Raw genomic sequence first — 20,452 nt, forward strand, 5'->3', positions numbered from 1 at the left:
CGTTTATCCCGGTCAGTCTGGTCGCGGTGATCTCTGTCATGAACACACGGACCGAGGCGGTCGATCAGTTCATTGATGGCAGCACCCGAGAAATTCGCCAGATCGATGGCAATATCCGGCAGTTCTTCGACGGTACGGTGCAGAACGTCGACCAAATGGCTTCAGATCCTGTATACACTTCTGTTGACACGCTGAAGAACTACCAGGCCGCCGATGCGGCCAGCCAACCCATGCCGCCCCAAGCGCAGCAGGTGATCGATCAGTTTGCGCGCTTTGGCAAGACTCATCCCTCGGCGGCCATTTTGTCTATCGGCCTCGAAGACGGCACCTACGTCAAATGGCCTGACGATCCCCAACTGGCCAAATACGACCCGCGCGCCCGCCCGTGGTACAAGGCCGCCATGGCCAGCCCCGGCAAGACCGTGCGCACCCCGGCTTATTATTACGACAAGGATGATGTGGCCCTGGTGGGTACCGCACGCACTTTGCTGGATAACGCCGGCAAGCCCAAGGGCGTGTTCGTGGTGAGTGTCTCGCTGAAGAACCTCACCGAGTTGCTCAAAAGCATCAAGCTGGGCGACAGCGGCTATGTGATGCTGATCGAAGACGGTGTGGTGCTGGTGGACCCGCGCGACGCCGCGCACAACTTCAAGCCGCTCAAGGACCTTGGCGCACCTTACGCGCAACTGGCCAACACCGCTCAGGGCTCCACCGAGGTGGTGATCGATGGCGTGCGCTACATGGCCAACATCTGGACCTCACCCGGCCTGGGCTGGCGTTATGTGGGGCTGATCGAATACAACGAAGTGATGGCGGCCGCAACCCGCATGACCTACATCACCGCCGTGATCGTGGTGGTGCTGGTGCTGATCTTCGGGCTGCTCGCGGCGGCGTTTTCCAAGGTGATCGTCAAACCGATCGGCCAGGTCAGCAGCGGCTTGCAGTCGATCGCCGAGGGCGAAGGCGACCTGCGCCATGACCTGCAGGTCCTGGGCAAGGATGAAACCGCCGAACTGGCCGGCTGGTTCAACAAGTTTCTCGCCGCGATTCGCCATCTGATTCAGCGCATCGGATCGGCGTCGACCAATTTGCAGGACGCCTCACGGGTCAATAGCGAAGTGGCGCACAACATGAACGAAGCGGCCGGGCGCCAGCGCGAGGCTGTGGAACTGGTCTCGACCGCGTTCAATGAAATGGTCGCCACTGCCAACGAGGTGGCGCGCTCCTGCAGCGGCGCGGCCGAGTCGGCCGAAAACGGCCACCGCCGGGTCGCCGAGGGCAAGCAGCAGATCGAAGTGACCACCGACAACGTCAACCGCCTGGGCCGGCGCCTGAGCGAATCGTCCCAGGCCATGGTCGAGCTGGAAGCCGGCAGCCGCAGCATCAACCAGATCCTCGGCACCATCCGCGCGATTGCCGAACAGACCAACCTGCTGGCGCTCAACGCCGCCATCGAAGCCGCCCGGGCCGGCGACCAGGGCCGTGGCTTTGCGGTGGTGGCCGATGAAGTGCGCGCCCTGGCCAAACGCACCTCCGACTCCACCGGCGAAATCGAACACCTGCTGGGCTCCCTCGGCAGCAAGACCGAGGAAGTCACGCAGAAAATGAACAGTTGCATGGACTTGTCGCGTGCCAGTGTGTCGTCCATCGAAAGTGCGCGCGACAGCTTCGAAGGCATCCAGACGTCGGTCAACGAAATCCGCGACCAGAACCTGCAAATCTCCGCCGCCGCCGAGGAACAACACAGTGTGGCCGAAGAGATCAACCGGCATATCCAGCAGATCTACGACGAAGCACGGCTGGTGGAAAGCCTGGCCCATTCGGCGCAGGACGACTCGGGGCGGCTGTCACAACTGTCGGATGAGTTGAATGGGTTGGTGGGACGGTTCAAGTCCTAGGGACTGATTAACCGTTTGTATGAGCGAACCCTTGTGGCGAGCAGGCTTGCCCTGCGTTGGGGTGCGAAGCGCCCCCAATCCAGCAAAGTGCGGTGTATCTGATACGGCTCAGCGCCTGGTTTTGGGGCTGCTGCGCAGCCCAACGCAGGACAAGCCTGCTCGCCACAGGGAATCTGCGCTTTAACTGAATGGCATTAGGGCAAGCCTGATCGCCACAACAGGCCCGCTCATCACAGAGAAGCTGTGTCAGCTGGAGGCCGCTGAGCTTTTTTTGAAATGCTCATAAAACGCCAGCGCCGCCACGTTTTTGTCCTTGGCTTCGAGCATGATGTCGAAACGATCAAAAAACTGCAGCGCGTAATCGTTGGTCCAGCGGTTCCACATTTGCGCGCTGTGGCCATACAGGTCGCGCTTGGAGACCACCTTCAACAAGGCGTCCATCTCCAGTTTGTGCTCGGCGTCAAAACCCATTTCCTGCAATACCTCCTGGGGCTGGGAGTAATGCATGGTCGGGCGCACGCCGCGCCAGCTTTCGATCACACGGGCAACCCGTGGCGAGTCGGGGTCGATGTAGTCGTTTTCGTTGATCCAGCAGTGGTGAATATCCAGCACCACCGGCGCCAGGTCGGCCACTTGCAGGCAGTGATCGAGGCCGTAGGTCTTTTCGTCGTTTTCGAACGTAATGCAGTTGCGCGCCACCTCCGATAAACGCCGCCATACCGCACGCGTGCCCTCCACGCCCAGGCGACCGGCGATGTGCACGTTGCACTTGAGGTCCTGGAAACGCCGGCCATAGCCCATCATGCGGATCATGTCAGCGTGGTATTCGAATTCGGCCAGGCTGTTTTCCACCACGCCTGGGTTTTCCGAGCCTAGCACGCAGTACTGGCCGGGGTGGAATGACAGGCGAATGTCCGACGCGCGCGCAAGGTCGCCAATGGCGGCGAAGCCTTCGAGCAATTGGCTGGCAATGGCCGGGTCCTGGTAGACGGCAGCGACTTTAGGGTGGCTGTAGAACGGCAGCAGATCGCTGCTCAAACGCAGCATGCGCAGGGTCGGCGGCAGTTCGGCGACGTAGGCCAGCAAACGCAGTTGGGCCGCCAGGTTGTGGGTGACCACCTCGACCAGCCTGGCGCGAGCGACCTCGGGGGCTACGCTGTCCATCCAGCGCAACGTGGTGGTACGCGGGTTGTACGGGCCCTCGATCAGCTTGAGGGCGCTGGTGGAGAGCAGCCGTTCGGGGTGCTTGTACTGGCACGCGAAACCGATACGAGGGTGGGTCATGGAGGGGCCTGGCATGGAAGTATTGAGCAGGATTGTACGGCGTTAGGTGGGCGGCGGGCCTTGCGGTTCATAATATTTAGACACGAGACGCGCTGAACTTTCTGACAAACGCTGCGCTCCTTTCCTATGCGCTGCCCCGAACCTGGGGCGTTGTACAACAAGGAGCCGCTCCCCCATGACTACCCTTCCCGCGTATCGACGCATCACTCCCGGGCCGCTGCACGCGACCTTGCTCGCCGGCACCGTGCCGCTGTTTCTCGGCGCCCTGCTCAGTGACATCGCCTACACCCAGACCTTCCAGATTCAGTGGGCCAACTTCGCCTCCTGGCTGATCGCCGGTGCGCTGGTGTTCTGCGGTTTGGCGCTGTTGTGTGCGCTGGTCAACCTGGTGCGCGCCGAGCGCAAGGCCGGGGCACCGGCGCTGTACGTATTGCTGTTGCTGGTCACCTGGATCCTGGGACTGGTCAATGCCTTCCAACACGCCAAGGACGCCTACGCCGCCATGCCCGCCGGCCTGGTGCTGTCAGCCATCGTGCTGCTGCTGACCCTGGCGGCAACCTGGATTGGCCTGCGTGCCGGAGGTGGCAAATGAAAACGTCCCACACCCTCACCGTGTTGAGCGCTGCACTGCTGCTGGCTGCCTGTGGCGGCGAAGGCGACAAGACCCAGGCCCGTGGCCCGGATCCCAAGTTGCCGGAACAGCAAAGCAGCCTGCTGCCGAGCATGAAGATTGCCGAGCCGACCCCCTGGGGCGACCAGAAGCCCACCGTGCCCGAAGGCTTCAGCGTGACCGCCATCGCCACGGATCTGGCGATCCCGCGCCAGACCCTGGTGCTGCCCAACGGTGACATTCTTGTCGCCGAAGGTCGCGGCGGCAGCGCGGCCAAGCTCAAGCCCAAGGACGTGATCGCCAGCCTGATCAAGGCCGAAGGCAACACCAAGGTCAAGAGCGGCAACCGCATCACCCTGCTGCGCGATGCGGACGGCGACGGCAAATACGAACTCAAAACCGTGTTTGCCGATAACCTCAACGCGCCCTACGGCCTGGCCTTCGCCAACGGCAAGGTGTACGTGGCCAATCAGGATGCGCTGGTGAGCTTCGACTATGCCGATGGTCAGACCAAAGCCAGCGGCGCCCCGACCAAACTCACCGACCTGCCGGCGCAGATCAATCATCACTGGACCAAGTCCCTGGCCGTGAGCGAGGACGGACGCCAGCTCTACGTGGGCATCGGCTCCAACAGCAACGTGACCGAACGGGGCATGGAAGTGGAGATCGACCGGGCGATGGTCTGGCAGATAGACGCCACCACCGGCGCGCACAAGCCTTACGCCACGGGCCTGCGCAACCCGACCGCGCTGACCATTCAACCGGGTTCCGGGCAGTTGTGGACGGTGGTCAACGAACGCGACGAACTGGGCCCGGATCTGGTGCCGGACTACCTGACCTCTGTGCGAGAAGGCGCCTTCTACGGCTGGCCTTACAGCTACTGGGGGCAAAACGTAGACCCACGCGCGCAACCGCAGAACCCGGCCAAGGTGGCGGCGGCGATCAAGCCGGATTACAGCCTCGGCTCCCACGTGGCGGCGCTGGGCGTGGACTTTTCCATCCCTGCCATGGGCGAGAAATTTGCCAACGGCGCATTCGTGGGCGAACACGGCAGCTGGAACCGTCCCAACCCGGTGGGCTACAAGGTGATCTTCGTGCCGTTCAGCAATGGTAAGCCGGCTGGTGGGCCGATTGACTTTGCCACCGGTTTTCGCGGTGATGACGGCAAGACCCGCGGTCGCCCGGTGGGGGTGACGGTCGACCCCAAAGGGGCGCTGATCATTGCCGATGACCTGGCCAATACCGTTTGGCGAGTCACGCGTAACCCGTAACCAGTAACCCGGTGATCTCCCTCTGAATAAGCGGAGATCAAACATGTGGGAGGGGGCTTGCTCCCGATGGCAGTGTTTCAGTCAATTATCAGTTGACTGGCCCACCGTCATCGGGAGCAAGCCCCCTCTTACATTCGTTTAAAGGTCAGTGATTTCCTTGTGACGCGGCACCAGCGTCTTCATCACGCTCCACGCCACCAGATACGCCAGCGCACAGATGGCGAACATGATCATGTAGCCGGTGTGGATGTCATTGATCGACTTGTAATAGTCGAACACCCAGCCGCCGATCTTGGTCATCACCACACCGCCCAGGCCGCCAGCCATGCCGCCGATGCCGACCACCGAGGCCACGGTTTTCTGCGGGAACATGTCGGACACGGTAGTGAAGATGTTGCACGACCACGCCTGGTGCGCCGAGGCCCCCACGCCAATCAGCAATACCGGCACCCAGAAGCTGATATAGCCCAGCGGCTGCGCGAGCAATACCACCAGCGGAAACAGCGCGATCACCAGCATGGCTTTCATGCGGCCATCGTAAGGCGCGTCGCCCCTGGCCATGAAGTAGCTGGGGAACCAGCCGCCGCCGATGCTGCCGACCATGGTCATGCTGTACAGCACCGCCAGTGGCATCACGATATCCGCGCCTTTCATGCCGTATTGCGCAGACAGGTAGGTGGGCAGCCAGAACAGGAAGAACCACCACACGCCGTCGGTCATGAACTTGCCGAAGGCAAAGGCCCAGGTCTGGCGGTAAGTGAGCAATTTGAACCAGGAGACTTTCTTCGTAACGCTGCCGACCGGCTCCGCCGTGAAGGGCTGTACGGTCTGGTCACTGCGGATGTAGGCCAGTTCTTCGGCCGACAGGCGTTTTTGCTGGTCCGGCTTTTCATACACGGCGGCCCAGATTGCCACCCACACGAAGCCGAGCATGCCGATCACCATGAAGGCCGCTTCCCAGCCCCACAGACCGGCAATCAGCGGCACGCAGATCGGCGCCAGGATCGCGCCCACGTTGGCACCCGAGTTGAAGATACCGGTGGCAAACGAGCGTTCCTTTTTCGGGAAGTATTCGGCGGTGGCCTTGATGGCAATCGGGAAGTTACCCGCCTCGCCAATCGCCAGCACCGCACGCGCCAGCATGAAACCGGCAATCGACACCGGGATCACCGCCAGGCCGATTGCGCCGCTGACCGCCGCAATCCCCTCACCCATCGGCACCGCGAACGCATGCAGGATGGCGCCGCTGGACCAGATGCCGATGGCGATGACGTAAGCCGCCTTGGTGCCGATCTTGTCGACAAAGCGCCCGGCAAACAGCATGGAAATCGCGTAGACAAACTGGAACACCGCCGCAATGTTGGCGTAGTCGGTGTTGCTCCAGCCAAATTGCGTCGACAACTGCGGCGCCAGCAGGCTGAGCACCTGACGGTCGAGGTAGTTGACGGTGGTGGCGAAGAACAGCATCGCGCAGATGGTCCAGCGATAGTTGCCGACCGCCTGGCCGACACGATGGGCACTGATGGGCTCGTTGAGATTCATGGCATCACTTTTTTATTTTTTTAGGTAGGACATATGTAACGTCATATGTCGTCGTACAACTGTGACTTTTATATCGGGACGGCTACGGGGTGTCAATCTGAAAGATGGCCTATCAGCAAGGATTTAAAGGGGTGTGAAACATGCCACCCTCGGCAAGTTGTAGGATGACAGCCGCGCACCACTCGATCGCGTTTGCGCCTGCAGGCGGAAAAGGCAAAAAAATATGCAACAAGGTGAATTATTTCGTGTCCGCGTGTATCTGAACCAGCACAGCGGTGCCACTGCAACGATGGCATCCCCCCTGTTCTGTTTTTAGAGTGGCCCGCATGAAATTACGTAAGAAAAGCGTCAAACCCATCGGTTTGAAAGACATCACCATTGTCGACGATGCCAAGATGCGCAAGGCGATCACCGCTGCCGCACTGGGTAACGCCATGGAATGGTTCGATTTTGGCGTCTATGGGTTCGTCGCCTATGTGCTCGGCAAGGTGTTCTTCCCGGACGCCTCCCCCAGCGTGCAAATGATCGCGGCCCTGGCCACTTTTTCCGTGCCCTTCCTGATTCGTCCGCTGGGCGGCCTGTTCTTCGGTGCGCTGGGGGACAAGTACGGACGACAGAAAGTCCTCGCCGCCACCATCGTGATCATGTCCCTGAGCACGTTCGCTATCGGCCTGATCCCCGGCTACGCCTCCATCGGCATCTGGGCACCGATCCTGCTGCTGCTGTGCAAAATGGCCCAGGGCTTCTCGGTGGGAGGTGAATACACCGGCGCATCGATCTTCGTCGCCGAATATGCTCCGGACCGCAAGCGCGGCTTCCTGGGCAGTTGGCTGGACTTCGGCTCGATCGCCGGTTTCGTACTGGGCGCGGGCGTGGTGGTGCTGATCTCCACCGTACTGGGTGAGGCGGACTTCGAAGCTTGGGGCTGGCGCCTGCCGTTCTTCCTGGCCCTGCCCCTGGGCATGATCGGCCTGTACCTGCGCCATGCACTGGAAGAGACCCCGGCCTTTCAACAGCACGTCGACAAGCTCGAACAGGGCGACCGCGAAGGCCTGACCCACGGCCCCAAGGTGTCGTTCAAGGAGATCGCCACCAAGCACTGGCGCAGCCTGCTGACCTGCATCGGTATCGTCGCGGCCACCAACGTGACGTACTACATGCTGCTCACCTACATGCCCAGTTACCTGTCGCATAACTTGCACTACGCCGAAAACAGCGGCGTGCTGATCATCATCGCGATCATGGTGGGCATGCTTTTCGTGCAGCCGTTCATCGGCTTTGTCAGCGACAAGATCGGCCGCAAGCCCTTTATCATCGCCGGCAGCATCGGCCTGCTATTCCTGTCGATCCCGGCGTTCATGCTGATCACCAGCGGCAAGACCGGCCTGATCTTCGCTGGCCTGCTGATCCTTGCCGTGGTGCTGAACTTCTTTATCGGCGTGATGGCTTCGACATTGCCGGCGATGTTCCCCACTCACCTGCGCTACAGCGCCCTGGCCAGCGCGTTCAACGTGTCGGTACTGATCGCCGGCGTCACCCCGACGGCAGTGGCCTGGCTGGTGGAAAGCACCAACAACCTGTTTATGCCGGCCTACTACCTGATGGTGTTCGCGGTGATTGGCCTGATCACCGGCCTGACCATGAAGGAAACCGCCAACAGGCCGCTGCGCGGCGCGGCGCCGGCTGCGTCGGACATGGAAGAAGCCAAGGAACTGTTGCAGGAGCATCACGATAATATCGAGCAGAAGATCGAGGATATCGATGCGGAAATTGCCGCACTGGAAGCCAAGCGTAACAATCTGGTACAACAGCATCCACGCATCAACTAGTACCTGACTGTACGGGGTGGCTCCGGCCACCTCGTTTCTGGAGTGTTCCGCATGGTTCCAAGCGTCATCGCCCCACAATCATTGCTCAGCGCGGACGAACGCGCTGCCATTGCCGAAATCGAGGCCACCACCAGCATCCTGCAACTGGTCACCCGCCTGACCGGCATGCGCTTTGCCGGGATAGCCAAATTCACCGACGTCGAGTGGGTCGTCTGCTCGGTCTATGACCCTTCGGGCATGGGCATCAACGCCAACGACGTGCTGGACCTGGAAACCACCCTGTGCAGCGAGTTCTGCATCAACCCCACTGCCCTGTTCATTCCGCAAGTGAGCAAAAGCGGGCGGTTCGCGGTGCGCCCGGTGGTCAAGCAATTCGACATCGAAAGCTACGCCGGCGCGCCGATCTTCCTCCCCGATGGCCGTCTCTACGGCGCCCTGTGCGCCCTGGATTCACGCGCGATGTTGTTTGACGACCCCAACCTGCCGGAAACCCTGAGCCTGTTCGCTCGGTTGATCGGCTGCATCTTCTACGCAAACCTGTCGGTGTCCGAGCAATAGCGTCATTCCCGCAGCACAGGCCTCGAAACAATTAGAAATGGGCTGCCAGCTGAAGTACTGTCAGCCCCTGTTAGCTGCCTTGTATGGAATGCCTGCATGTCGACCGTCACCGCCACACCCTCCGCTGCCACGGCTGCGCCCCAAATAAGTCCGTTGGTCATGCGCGTTTTGGGCGCCTGCGCCCTGGCGCACCTGATCAACGACCTGATCCAGGCCGTGCTGCCGTCGATCTACCCGATGCTCAAGGCCAATTATGGGCTGAGCTTCACCCAGGTCGGCCTGATTACCCTTACGTTCCAGCTCACGGCTTCGTTGCTGCAACCCTGGATCGGCTACCACACCGACCGTCACCCCAAGCCCTGGCTGCTGCCGGCTGGCATGGTGTGCACTCTGGTCGGCATTCTGATGCTGGCGTTCGTCGGCAATTTCCCGGCCATTCTGATGGCGGCGGCGCTGGTGGGCGTGGGCTCGTCGACCTTCCACCCGGAAACCTCGCGGGTCGCACGCCTGGCCTCGGGCGGACGCTACGGCTTGGCGCAATCGACCTTCCAGGTGGGCGGCAACACCGGCAGTGCCTTCGGCCCGTTGCTGGCGGCGGCGATCATCATTCCCTACGGCCAGACCCATATCGCCTGGTTCGGCCTGTTTGCCGTATTCGCCATTCTGGTGCTGTACGGCCTGAGCCGCTGGTACCGCCACCACCTCAACCTGTTCAAACTCAAACAGGGCGGCAAGGCCACCCACGGTTTGTCCAAAGGCCGGGTGACCTTTGCTCTGGTGGTGCTGGCAACACTGGTGTTTTCCAAATACTTCTACATGACCAGCCTCACCAGCTACTTCACCTTTTACCTCATCGAAAAATTCCAGCTGTCGGTGTCCAGCTCGCAGATGTACCTGTTCCTGTTCCTTGGCGCCGTGGCTGTGGGTACCTTCGCAGGCGGCCCGATTGGCGACCGGATCGGCCGCAAGAAAGTCATCTGGTTCTCGATCCTCGGCGCGGCGCCGTTCACCCTCGCCCTGCCCTACGTCGACCTGTTCTGGACCGCCGTGCTCAGCGTGGTGATCGGTTTCGTCCTCGCCTCGGCATTCTCGGCCATCGTGGTGTTCGCTCAGGAGCTGGTTCCGGGCAACGTAGGGATGATCGCCGGGGTGTTCTTCGGGCTGATGTTCGGTTTCAGCGGCATCGGCGCGGCGCTGCTGGGCCTGCTCGCAGACAATCACGGAATCGAGCACGTGTACAAGATCTGCTCGTTCCTGCCATTGGTGGGTATCCTGACGATCTTGCTGCCGTCGACCAAAGGCGTGTGATCAACCGGCCATCTGATATCACTGCGCCATCACCCTGAAAGCTCCGAAAAACCTGCGTGTGCGCTTACAATCGCGTTTTTAAACGCACACCCAGGCAATCCGGCACCAACATGACGCTCGACCCCCCTACGATTCTGGCACTGACCGTTGCCCTGGCAGCCGCTGCCGCCCTTTACCTTGCGATTGAATGGCACAGCGTGCGTGAACCGTCGCTGTTGTTCTGGGCCAGCGGTTTCGCCACCATCGGCATCGGTTCCACCCTGGCCTTGCTGCGCATCAACGGCTTTTTAATGATCGGCATCTGGCTGGCCAATGGCTTGCTGGTGAGCGCACACGTGCTGTTTCTGCTCGGCGTTGCACGGTTTACCCAAGTAAAGCTCTCGCGAGCCTGGTTGCTGATGCTTGCCGTGTGGTTCGGCATGCTGGCGCTGCCGGCCGATCTGCCATGGTCCAAGGCCATGCTGGGCGTGCAGTCGTTGCTGGTGGCGTTGCCGACGCTGCGGGCGAGTTATCTGCTGCGGCCCCACGGCAGCTCGCTGAGCATCGGCGCGGTGCAGCTGCGCTACGTGTTGCGCTTTCATGGGGGGTTTTATGTGGTCAAGGCGCTGTCGGTATTGATACCGGGCGCACTGATCGACCTGGCGTCGTTCAAGGGCGAGATCATCCAGATTTCCCTGGTGGAGGGCGCCATGGCGATCATGCTGATTGCGCTGTCGATGACCGGCTCCGAGCGCCATCGCCGCGAACAGCAGATCGCCCGACTGGCCGCCCGCGACCCGCTGACCGCCCTCTACAACCGCCGCGCCCTGGAACTGCGGGCACCGCGCCTGCTGGCCAAGGTGTCGTCAACGCAAGCCGGGGCGCTGTTGCTGATCGACATCGACAACTTCAAGCTGGTCAACGACCTCTACGGCCATAACGCCGGCGACCGCCTGCTGATCGGCCTCAGCGAACTGATCCGCAGCACGACGCCCCAGGGCGCGCTGTCGGCCCGCCTGGGCGGCGATGAGTTCGTGATCCTGCTGGGCAACACATCCAGGCAGCAGATCATCGAACTGGGCAGCCACCTGCGCGAGCAATTCCAGCATCTGGCCGCGCAAGCGTTCACCACGCCGGCGCCGGTCACCCTGAGCATCGGCGCCAACCTGTTCGACCAACCGCCCGCCTCATTGGCCGCGGTGATCGAACTGGGCGACACCGCGCTCTACGAAACCAAACGTGGCGGGCGCGACAGCCTGCAACTGGTGGACCGCACCGGGGCGGGAGGCTTGCGCTAGCGTCGCGCGAATCCATTCACGACGATATACAGCAGCGGCCCCACCGACACGAATACCGCCGTCAGCAAAAAGTACGGCAGCAGTGAGACAACCGACCGCCCTCTCGCCTTGGCATCGCGGTACATCCACACACAGGCCAGCGCCGCCATCAGGTACAGGTCGATCACCACCTGGGCGGTGTCCGGGCGCGCCATCAACTCGCGTCCGAAGGCCAGCAGCGATTGCTCGGCGGTTAACATCGTCGCCACGGTGTACAACGAAAATCCGATCAGAGCGATCAGGGCAATATAGGGTCTTGGCATCTTCTCCTCCCTGGAGCGTGAATCTTCAAAGCGCTCACCTTAGCAGTAAGCTGGCACTGTGAAATATCTGTACGTAGACTGCCGCCATACCCCCACTTGAAGGCGGCGAAAAGAACGTGATGCAAGTTACCGAAGTCTCGATTGCCCAATTGCGCGCTGCGCTTGAATCTGGCCAGACCACCGCCGTTGAACTGGTCAAGGCGTATCTGGCGCGGATCGATGCCTATGACGGCCCGCACACCGCCACCGCGTTGAACGCCGTGGTGGTGCGCAACCCTGATGCATTGAAAGAGGCCGAGGCGTCCGATGCGCGCCGGGCCAAAGGTGAAACGCTCGGGCCGCTGGATGGCATTCCGTATACCGCCAAAGACAGTTATCTGGTCAAGGGCCTCACTGCTGCATCCGGCAGCCCGGCGTTTGCCAGGCTGGTCGCACAGCGTGATGCATTCACCATTGAACGACTGCGTGGCGGTGGCGCCATCTGCCTGGGCAAGACCAACATGCCGCCGATGGCCAATGGCGGCATGCAGCGCGGCGTGTATGGCCGGGCCGAGAGCCCGTATAACGCCGATTACCTGACCGCGCCCTTTGCGTCCGGCTCGTCCAACGGCGCCGGCACGGCCACGGCGGCGAGTTTTGCGGCGTTCGGGCTGGCCGAGGAAACCTGGTCGAGCGGGCGAGGCCCGGCGTCGAATAACGGCCTGTGCGCCTACACCCCGTCACGCGGAGTGATTTCGGTGCGCGGCAACTGGCCGCTGACCCCGACCATGGACGTGGTGGTGCCGTTCGCGCGCACCATGGCCGACCTGCTGGAAGTGCTCGACGTGGTGGTGGCCGAAGACCCCGACAACCGTGGCGACCTGTGGCGCCTGCAGCCGTGGGTGCCGCTCCCAAGCGTTACGTCGGTGCGTCCGGCATCCTACGCAGCACTCGCGACCGGCAGCGCCGCCCTCGCCGGCAAACGCTTTGGCGTGCCGCGCATGTACATCAATGCCGACCCCGAGGCCGGCACCAGCGAAAAGCCCGGCATCGGCGGCCCCACCGGGCAGAAAATCAACACCCGCGCGACGGTGATCGACCTGTGGCAGGCCGCACGCCAGGCGCTCGAAGCAGCGGGAGCCGAAGTGATCGAAGTGGATTTCCCGCTGGTGTCCAACTGCGAAGGCGACCGCCCCGGCGCGCCGACCGTGTTTACCCGTGGCTTGGTATCCAAAGAGTTCCTGCACGATGAGTTGTGGGAACTCTCGGCCTGGGCTTTCGATGACTTCCTGCGCGCCAACGGCGATCCGGCGCTTAACCGCCTGGCCGATGTGGACGGCCCGCAGATCTTCCCCCACTACCCCGGCACCCTGCCCAACCGCGAAGACGACTTGGCCGCCGGCATGGACGAATACGTGCGCATGGCCCAGCGCGGCATCACGCCGTGGAACGAAATCGCCACCCTGCCCGAAGGCCTGCGCGGCCTGGAACACACGCGCCGCGTCGACCTGGAAGACTGGATGGACGCACGCGGACTTGACGCCGTGCTGTTCCCCACCGTGGCCGACGTGGGCCCGGCCGATGCGGACGTGAACGAAGCGTCCGCCGACATCGCCTGGAGCAACGGCGTGTGGGTGGCCAATGGCAACCTCGCCATCCGCCATCTGGGCGTGCCTACCGTCACCGTGCCGATGGGCGTGATGGCGGACATCGGCATGCCGGTCGGCCTGACCTTCGCCGGCCGCGCCTACGATGATTCGGCGCTGCTGGGCTTTGCTGCGGCTTATGAAGCCACCGGCAGCCAGCGCCTGGTGCCGCCGCGCACGCCGCCGCTGACGACTGAATGACAGACTGAATACAAATTCGAGGATCGCGAAACGCCCCGTGGCGAGCGGGCTTGCCCCGCGTTGGGGTGCGAAGCGCCCCCACTCCAGCAAACGCGGTGTACCTGATACGGCTCAGCGCCTGGTATTGGGGCTGCTACGCAGCCCAACGCAGGACAAGCCTGCTCGCCACATTGTGTACAGGGTTCGGCAGACAATCTCGATCGGCTATAAGGCCGCCGCGCTCTTGATCTTGATCTGAGGCGCCCCGTCAAACACGCTGGCCGAACGCAGGCTTTGGGGTCTTTCCAAAAGTGAGCCGCCACAAAGGCGGAACCCTAAGTCGCCATCACCGCAGCAACGGATATGTACACCGAAAAACAGAGGTTTAAACGCCGGCCTGCCGGCGTTGCCACTCCTCCACCGCATCCCCCAGTGTTTTGGGCGCGCCGTCGCGGATCCAGGCCATGAATGGACGATCGAACCTGAACGCCGCACCACAGTGTTCAAGCATGAATCGGCGCACGTTCTGGGTGTTCTTGTAGCTTGAGGTGACAGGCGTGGCGCGGGTCAGGCTGTCGCTGTGCCAGTTGAATTCCATTCTCTCGCTCGCAGGTATCGGGTGATTGGGTATCAGCATAGTCCTTTCAAGATATTTCAAAAATTCACTTTCCTTCCCTTCCGAATCTATTGCATGGTTGTACGACGACTCACCTAATGAGTGTGCGTCCCCACAACAATAAGGAATTCCCATGCAAACCTTCAAAGTGCTGATCGGTTTTCTGTGCCTGTTCACCGGCTACGTCGTCGCTGCGCCTGCCCCTGCCGAAAAAGAAGTTGCCCAGGCCGTCGACCAACTGACACAGGCCATGCTGCACCTGGACCTCAAGCAGCTCAACGCACTCACATCCGACACCCTCACCTATGGTCACTCCAGCGGCAAGGTGCAGAATAAAACGCAATTTATCGCCGACCTGGAAAACCACGTCAGCGCGTTCAAGACCCTCGAAATGCAGAACCAGACCATCACCTTTAACGGTGACACCGCCCTGGTGCGCAATCACTTTCACGCCCTGGCGGTAAACAGCGGCGTCGAGGTGCCGACCGATATCGACAACTTCCAGGTCTGGCAGAAGCAAAAAGGCAAGTGGCTGCTGATCGGTCGTCAGGCTTACAAGTACTGATTCGGCTTAGTGGTCTACAGTGTCTGCCACCGCCAATCGAGGAGTGCACCGATGACTCGTCTCACTGCCAAAGACTTCGCCCCCGAACTGCTGGAGCTTTACGACGGCTACGCCCATGGCAAGCTCAACCGCCGCGAATTTCTCGATCGTGCCGCGCTGTTCACCTTCGGCGGCCTGACCGCGTCGGCGCTGCTCGCGGCGCTGAGCCCCAACTATGCGCTGGCCGAGCAGGTGAAGTTCACCGATCCGGATATCGTGGCCGACTACATCACCTACCCCTCGCCCAAGGGCAACGGTACGGTGCGCGGCTATCGGGTACGCCCTGCAAAAGCGGCAGGCAAGCTGCCGGCGGTGGTGGTGGTCCACGAAAACCGTGGCCTTAACCCCTACATCGAAGACGTCGCCCGACGCCTGGCCAAGGCCGGTTTCATTGCTCTGGCGCCCGATGGCCTGACCTCGGTGGGCGGCTATCCCGGCAACGACGAAAAAGGCGTTGCACTGCAACAAACCGTCGATCCGACCAAGCTGATGAACGACTTCTTCGCCGCCATCGAATGGCTGATGCACCACGACGACAGCACCGGCAAGGTCGGCATCACCGGTTTCTGCTACGGCGGCGGCGTGACCAATGCGGCGGCAGTGGCCTATCCGGAACTGGGCGCGGCCGTGTCGTTCTACGGCCGCCAGCCCGAGGCGAGGGATGTGCCGCGCATCAAGGCGCCGCTCATGCTGCATTACGGCGAGCTGGACACGCGGATCAACGAAGGCTGGCCGGCCTATGAACAGGCGCTGAAAGCGGCTGGTACGCACTATGAGGCGTTCATCTACAAGGGCGCCAACCACGGCTTTCACAACGACTCGACGCCACGGTACGACGAGGCGGCGGCGAACCTGGCGTGGGAACGCACCCTGGGCTGGTTCAATAAGTACCTGGTCTGATCAGTGTTCCAGCGCATACCGCCGGCAATGGTCGAGGTAGCCCTGCTCGTGGCTGCCTACCAGTTGCACTACGCTGGTCCATAGCCAGGACGGTGCGTCCAGCTGCCGTGAGCGGTTTTCCTGCAACATGGCCATCCAGTCCCTGCGCGTCGCCCGATCCATTTGCCGGGCATGGGCGATGCCAACCACACGGGCCAGGTAACCGGCGGCGTGCATGGCGTCGATCTCACTCAACTCGTCCAGCTCCAGCTTCATGTCCTGGGGCAACAGCTCGCGGATGAAGAAACCGTGATCCAGAAAACGCGTCGCCAGCATGCGCTCACCCAGGCCCGGTGACAGCTGGCGGGCGCCTTCCACCACACGCCGGCCGTTGTCCCGTGGCATTTTTGCGCGTGCCGCACGCGGAGCCGCTGCACCGACGGCTTCCTTGATGTCGATCAGGCAGTATTCCTCATCTTCCTTGTCGCCCACGCGCAGCAATGCCGCGTAACGCAGCAGACCGAGCGAGCTGCACCCCTTGACCCAATAAGCCGAGTCCATCAGTTCGACGCTGGCGTCCTTGGGGCGCCCCTTGAGCGAGGTCACCAAGTGGTGCAGTTCATCGGAGCCGCACAAGGTCTGCAACGCGCTTTTTTCCGCGCGGGACAATGCCCAGAAATGCTTGCCCAGAGGGATGGTCGGACGTGCATCATCAATGCGCTCGCGGGCCAGGTGCTTCCAGGTGCGTTCCACCGCGCTGCGCATCCCGGCCTTGACCTGGGACGGCCGTGGCGGCACTTCATCCGGCCTGCCCTTGAAGGCCTGCGCGTAGCCCAGCATCATTTCTTCGAGCATGCGGGCCGTGGTCACTCCGGGCAGGTCCGAGCCCCGCGCGGCGGTGGCCAGGGATAACGCCAGGCGCACCAGGTCATGGGCCGGGTTGCCGATCACGGTCTGGTCGAGGTCGCGGATATGCATGTCGATGCGACCATTGTTGTCGCCGGTCGGCCCCAGGTTACCCGCGTGGCAATCGCCACAGATCCAGATCGGCGGCCCGCTGGGCAGACGTCGACCGGGCAGGCTGTGCAGCCATTCGTAGAATTGGACGGTACTGCCGCGCACGTAGGCATGGGCCGAACGGGCCATCTTGAGGTTACGCAGTTGGGTTAGGTGCGGTATGCGGGCGGAGGGACGCGGCGTTTTCATTGACGGACTCTATACGGGTGTAGCGATAGAGCTTCGCGGGCCAGCAAATGTTTCATTATGTTTCGTAAAAGGTTTTACCGAAGGGCTGGGGTAAACCGCCGGTATTTGCGAAACTTGCCCACCCTCTTTATCTGCCATGGAAGCGACCCATGCCTCGATTCATCCCGTCTGTCACGGCCCTTGCGCTGTTTATTGGCGCAAGCCACTGCCTGGCCGCGACCGACCTGCGCGCCGTGGTGGACGCCAGCGTCAAGCCGCTGATGCAACAGCACGCCATCCCCGGTTTGGTCGTTGGGGTGCTGCAGGACGGCAAAGCGCAGTACTTCAGCTACGGCGTGGCGGACAAGCAAAGCGGGCAATCCGTCAGTGAGAACACCCTGTTCGAAGTCGGCTCGGTGAGCAAAACGTTCACCGCCACCCTCGCAGGCTATGCCGTGGCCACCGGCAAACTGACCCTCGATCAGCCTGCCAGCCACTACCTGCCGGCACTCAAGGGCGGCCGGTTCGATCACATCAGCGTACTCAACCTGGGCACCTACACCGCTGGCGGCCTGCCGCTGCAATTTCCCCAGGAGGCGGATGTCAGCCAGCGCATGATCGGCTATTTCCAGCAGTGGCAACCCGCGTTTGCCCCTGGCACCCAGCGGCTGTATTCCAACCCAAGCCTGGGCCTGTTTGGTTATCTGGCGGCGCAAAGCCTGGGGCAGCCATTCGATCAATTGATGGAAAAGACCTTGCTGCCCAGGCTTGGGCTGAAGCACACCTTCCTGAAAATCCCTCTAAACAAGATGAGCTTGTACGCCCAAGGCTATGACAGCAAAGGAAAACCTGTACGCGTTGGCGCAGGCGCAATGGACAGTGAAGCCTATGGCATCAAGACCAGCGCGGCGGACCTGCTGCACTACGTGGACGTCAACATGAACCCCGCTGGCCAGGCAAAACTCGTCCAGCAGGCCATTGCGCTTACCCATACCGGCTACTACACCGTCAATGGCATGACGCAGGGCCTGGGCTGGGAAATGTATCCGTACCCGATCGCGCTGGACGCCCTGATTGATGGCAACTCCACACAAATGGCCGTGGAGCCGCACAAGGTCGAGTGGCTGACACCTGCGCGCGCGCCCCATGCGGACACGCTGGTGAACAAGACCGGTTCCACCAATGGTTTCGGCGCGTATGTGGCCTATGTGCCGAGCAAGCGCTTGGGCGTGGTCATCCTGGCGAACAGGAACTACCCGAACAGCGAGCGCGTAAAGGTGGCCCATGGGATCCTGAAGGCGCTGGCCCCTTGATCACCGCGCTGATAGCCTCAGGCCGGTACGCCACTGTGAAAGCGGAACTCGACATCGGCTGACTCGATCAGCTCCTGTTCGGCCGCCCTCACCCGCTCGATGACCTGGGCGATGTCAGCCGCATCGCCATACTGATACGCGAGTTTCAAATAACCCTGGAAATGCCGCGCCTCGCTTTTCAGCAAACCGAAGTAGAACGTGCCGAGTTCTTCGTCCAGATGCGGCACCATTGCTTCGAAGCGCTCGCAACTGCGTGCTTCGATAAAGGCGCCGACCACCAGTGTATCCACCAGTTTGACCGGCTCGTGGTTGCGCACCACCTTGCGCAACGCCGAGGCGTAGCGGCCGGCCGACAACTGGCGCAGCTCGACCTTGCGCTTTTTGATCAGGCGCATCACCTGTTCGTGGTGCACCAGTTCTTCGCGGGCCAGGCGCGACATCATGTTGATCAGGTCGACATGGCCGTGGTACTTGGCGATCAGGCTGAGGGCGGTACTGGCCGCCTTGAATTCGCAGTTCTTGTGGTCGATCAGCAGGGTGTCCTGATCGGCCAGCGCGGCCTGAACCCAGGCATCGGGGGTGCGGCAGCCGAGGAATTGGTGGATGTCGGGCAGGTTCATCGGGCTCACGGGCAAAGGATCACAAAAGGGCGCCGATTATACCGAGCGCGCCGCAGACCACCAGCCGCCAACCTTGACGTGTATCAAGATGACGAATGCCGGGCAGCAACTATAGTTGTTGCAGTCCACGTTCATGGAGGTGCCGACCATGCAAGCCATCCGCAGCATTCTGGTGATTATCGAGCCCGAACAGGCCGACAGCCTGGCCCTCAGGCGCGCCAGGCTGATCGCCGGCGTGACCGGCGCGCACCTGCACTTGCTGGTGTGCGACAGGCGGCACGAGCACTCGGCGCTGCTGAGCCAGCTCAAGGCCGGCTTGCGGGAGGACGGCTACAGCGTCACCACCGAACAGGCATGGAATGACAGCCTGCATGAAACCATCATCGACGTGCAGCAGGCCGAGGGTTGCGGCCTGGTGATCAAGCAGCACATGCCCGACAGCCCGCTGAAAAAGGCCCTGCTGACCCCGGCGGACTGGAAACTGCTGCGCTACTGCCCGACGCCGGTGCTGCTGGTGAAGACCTCTACGCCGTGGAGCGGTGGCGTGATCCTCGCCGCGATCGATGTAGGCAATACCGACAGCGAACATCGCGCGCTGCACGACTCGATCATCGACCATGGCTTCGAAATTGCCAGCCTGGCCAAGGCGCAACTGCATGTGATCAGCGCCCATCCATCGCCAATGCTGGCGGCGGCCGATCCGACGTTCCAGCTCAGGGAAACCATCGCGGCGCGTTATCGCGAGCAGTGCAAGGCGTTCCAGGCGCAATTCGATGTGGACGACGCGCATCTGCATATCGAGGAAGGCCCGGCCGATGTACTGATCCCGTTTGCGGCGCACAAATGGCAGGCGGCGGTGACGATCATCGGCACCGTGGCGCGCACCGGGATTTCCGGAGCGTTGATTGGTAATACGGCGGAGGTGGTGCTCGATGCAGTGGAGAGCGATGTGCTGGTGCTGAAACCGCAGACCCTGATGGATCACCTTGAAGAGCTGGCCATCAACTCCTGAGACGATGAAGATTAACGGTGGGCGGCGGCACCAAGTCGTCGACTGAGCGCTGTCGTCGGCCAAACGGAAGCTTCTGTGGCGAGCGGGCTTGTCCAAATGCCGTTCAGTTAAGCGCAGATTCCCCTGTGGCGAGCAGGCTTGTCCTGCGTTGGGCTGCGCAGCAGCCCCAATACCAGGCGCTGAACCGTATCAGGTACACCGCGTGTTGCTGGATTGGGGCCGCTTCGCACCCCAACGCGGGGCAAGCCCGCTCGCCACAGGGATGTGGTTGTGTGAAATCTCAGATCCTGACGTCATCTGATGAGAGGGCACTACACAAACCAGCGAAACAGTCGACCATGTTAGCCCTATGTCTAAGCCCGATCACCCGGCAAACTTGACCAGGCAACTTACCTTTAGATTTTTTTTGCCGTAGAATCACCCGGCCTTGTAAGGCGCCAATAATCCGCTGGAAGCTGTTTTCAAAGCGTCACGAGCACAGTCGTTCCTTCAGAACGGTGTTGGCGATGGTCAATGACTCGGTAGGTCAAGCCCTCGCC

Annotated in this window: 18 protein-coding genes and 1 pseudogene; 13 read left to right on the forward strand and 6 right to left on the reverse strand. The window is 61.7% G+C overall.

Annotated elements, in window-relative coordinates:
* Positions 1–38: 38 nt before the first annotated feature.
* Positions 39–1,040 (forward strand): annotated as a pseudogene (locus tag TU75_RS28420) (cache domain-containing protein); the annotation flags it as partial.
* A gap of 90 nt (positions 1,041–1,130) precedes the next feature.
* Positions 1,131–1,898: a methyl-accepting chemotaxis protein gene (locus TU75_RS28425; protein WP_413469471.1), complete on the forward strand. Its 768-nt coding sequence runs from the start codon at positions 1,131–1,133 to the stop codon at positions 1,896–1,898.
* Between the two features lie 246 nt (positions 1,899–2,144).
* Here the strand turns inward: TU75_RS28425 and TU75_RS00710 are convergent, their stop codons facing one another.
* Positions 2,145–3,182, reverse strand: a complete 1,038-nt coding sequence (locus TU75_RS00710; RefSeq protein ID WP_003236499.1) for an apurinic/apyrimidinic endonuclease family protein — start codon at positions 3,180–3,182, stop codon at positions 2,145–2,147.
* A 175-nt stretch (positions 3,183–3,357) separates the two neighbouring features.
* On the opposite strand from TU75_RS00710, the gene TU75_RS00715 reads away from it, so the two are divergent.
* Both TU75_RS00715 and TU75_RS00720 read left to right on the forward strand, forming a co-directional pair.
* Positions 3,358–3,774 carry a DUF2231 domain-containing protein gene (locus tag TU75_RS00715; protein WP_015372200.1) on the forward strand — a complete coding sequence of 139 codons (417 nt, stop codon included), beginning with the start codon at positions 3,358–3,360 and terminating at the stop codon, positions 3,772–3,774.
* Positions 3,771–5,063: a PQQ-dependent sugar dehydrogenase gene (locus tag TU75_RS00720; protein ID WP_060547930.1), complete on the forward strand. Its 1,293-nt coding sequence runs from the start codon at positions 3,771–3,773 to the stop codon at positions 5,061–5,063. The genes TU75_RS00715 and TU75_RS00720 overlap by 4 nt, the downstream gene beginning before the upstream one ends.
* 138 nt (positions 5,064–5,201) lie before the next feature.
* Here TU75_RS00720 and TU75_RS00725 read toward each other — a convergent pair whose 3' ends face one another.
* Positions 5,202–6,605 carry an MFS transporter gene (locus TU75_RS00725; protein ID WP_015372201.1) on the reverse strand — a complete coding sequence of 468 codons (1,404 nt, stop codon included), beginning with the start codon at positions 6,603–6,605 and terminating at the stop codon, positions 5,202–5,204.
* Between the two features lie 326 nt (positions 6,606–6,931).
* Here TU75_RS00725 and proP point away from each other — a divergent pair, with 326 nt between their 5' ends.
* The 4 genes from proP (at position 6,932) to TU75_RS00745 (ending at position 11,577) form a co-directional block, all read left to right on the forward strand.
* Positions 6,932–8,434, forward strand: a complete 1,503-nt coding sequence (gene proP / locus TU75_RS00730; protein ID WP_003236491.1) for a glycine betaine/L-proline transporter ProP — start codon at positions 6,932–6,934, stop codon at positions 8,432–8,434.
* Positions 8,435–8,485: 51 nt separating this feature from the next.
* Positions 8,486–8,992 (forward strand): GAF domain-containing protein, encoded by a 507-nt coding sequence (locus TU75_RS00735; protein WP_003236489.1) that lies wholly within the window; start codon positions 8,486–8,488, stop codon positions 8,990–8,992.
* Between the two features lie 96 nt (positions 8,993–9,088).
* The gene (locus TU75_RS00740) at positions 9,089–10,300 is read left to right on the forward strand and encodes an MFS transporter (RefSeq protein WP_041931485.1); all 1,212 of its coding nucleotides are present in this window, start codon (positions 9,089–9,091) and stop codon (positions 10,298–10,300) included.
* 110 nt (positions 10,301–10,410) lie between these two features.
* Entirely contained in the window at positions 10,411–11,577 is a 1,167-nt protein-coding gene (locus tag TU75_RS00745; protein ID WP_003236485.1) for a GGDEF domain-containing protein, read from the forward strand.
* Here TU75_RS00745 and TU75_RS00750 read toward each other — a convergent pair.
* The gene (locus TU75_RS00750; RefSeq protein ID WP_003236482.1) at positions 11,574–11,879 is read right to left on the reverse strand and encodes a DUF2834 domain-containing protein; all 306 of its coding nucleotides are present in this window, start codon (positions 11,877–11,879) and stop codon (positions 11,574–11,576) included. The genes TU75_RS00745 and TU75_RS00750 overlap by 4 nt on opposite strands.
* Positions 11,880–11,995: 116 nt before the next feature.
* Between TU75_RS00750 and TU75_RS00755 the strand changes: the two genes are divergently transcribed.
* On the forward strand, positions 11,996–13,705 hold the full coding sequence (locus TU75_RS00755) for an amidase (protein ID WP_060547931.1): 1,710 nt from the start codon (positions 11,996–11,998) through the stop codon (positions 13,703–13,705).
* A 364-nt stretch (positions 13,706–14,069) separates the two neighbouring features.
* Here the strand turns inward: TU75_RS00755 and TU75_RS00760 are convergent, their stop codons facing one another.
* Positions 14,070–14,282 carry a DUF6434 domain-containing protein gene (locus tag TU75_RS00760; RefSeq protein ID WP_060547932.1) on the reverse strand — a complete coding sequence of 71 codons (213 nt, stop codon included), beginning with the start codon at positions 14,280–14,282 and terminating at the stop codon, positions 14,070–14,072.
* 151 nt (positions 14,283–14,433) lie between these two features.
* On the opposite strand from TU75_RS00760, the gene TU75_RS00765 reads away from it, so the two are divergent.
* Positions 14,434–14,865, forward strand: a complete 432-nt coding sequence (locus tag TU75_RS00765; RefSeq protein ID WP_060547933.1) for a nuclear transport factor 2 family protein — start codon at positions 14,434–14,436, stop codon at positions 14,863–14,865.
* Positions 14,866–14,916: 51 nt separating this feature from the next.
* On the forward strand, positions 14,917–15,804 hold the full coding sequence (gene yghX / locus TU75_RS00770; RefSeq protein ID WP_060547934.1) for a YghX family hydrolase: 888 nt from the start codon (positions 14,917–14,919) through the stop codon (positions 15,802–15,804).
* On the opposite strand, the gene TU75_RS00775 is transcribed toward yghX, so the two are convergent.
* On the reverse strand, positions 15,805–16,989 hold the full coding sequence (locus TU75_RS00775; RefSeq protein WP_060547935.1) for a DUF2252 family protein: 1,185 nt from the start codon (positions 16,987–16,989) through the stop codon (positions 15,805–15,807).
* A gap of 149 nt (positions 16,990–17,138) precedes the next feature.
* Between TU75_RS00775 and ampC the strand changes: the two genes are divergently transcribed.
* On the forward strand, positions 17,139–18,281 hold the full coding sequence (gene ampC / locus TU75_RS00780) for a class C beta-lactamase (RefSeq protein WP_060547936.1): 1,143 nt from the start codon (positions 17,139–17,141) through the stop codon (positions 18,279–18,281).
* 17 nt (positions 18,282–18,298) lie between these two features.
* Here the strand turns inward: ampC and TU75_RS00785 are convergent, their stop codons facing one another.
* Positions 18,299–18,901 carry a MiaE family protein gene (locus TU75_RS00785; RefSeq protein WP_060547937.1) on the reverse strand — a complete coding sequence of 201 codons (603 nt, stop codon included), beginning with the start codon at positions 18,899–18,901 and terminating at the stop codon, positions 18,299–18,301.
* A gap of 148 nt (positions 18,902–19,049) precedes the next feature.
* Between TU75_RS00785 and TU75_RS00790 the strand changes: the two genes are divergently transcribed.
* Positions 19,050–19,913: a universal stress protein gene (locus TU75_RS00790; protein WP_003236468.1), complete on the forward strand. Its 864-nt coding sequence runs from the start codon at positions 19,050–19,052 to the stop codon at positions 19,911–19,913.
* Positions 19,914–20,452: the final 539 nt, after the last annotated feature.

This window comes from Pseudomonas poae, from assembly GCF_001439785.1.
Taxonomy (GTDB): Bacteria; Pseudomonadota; Gammaproteobacteria; order Pseudomonadales; family Pseudomonadaceae; genus Aquipseudomonas; species Aquipseudomonas poae.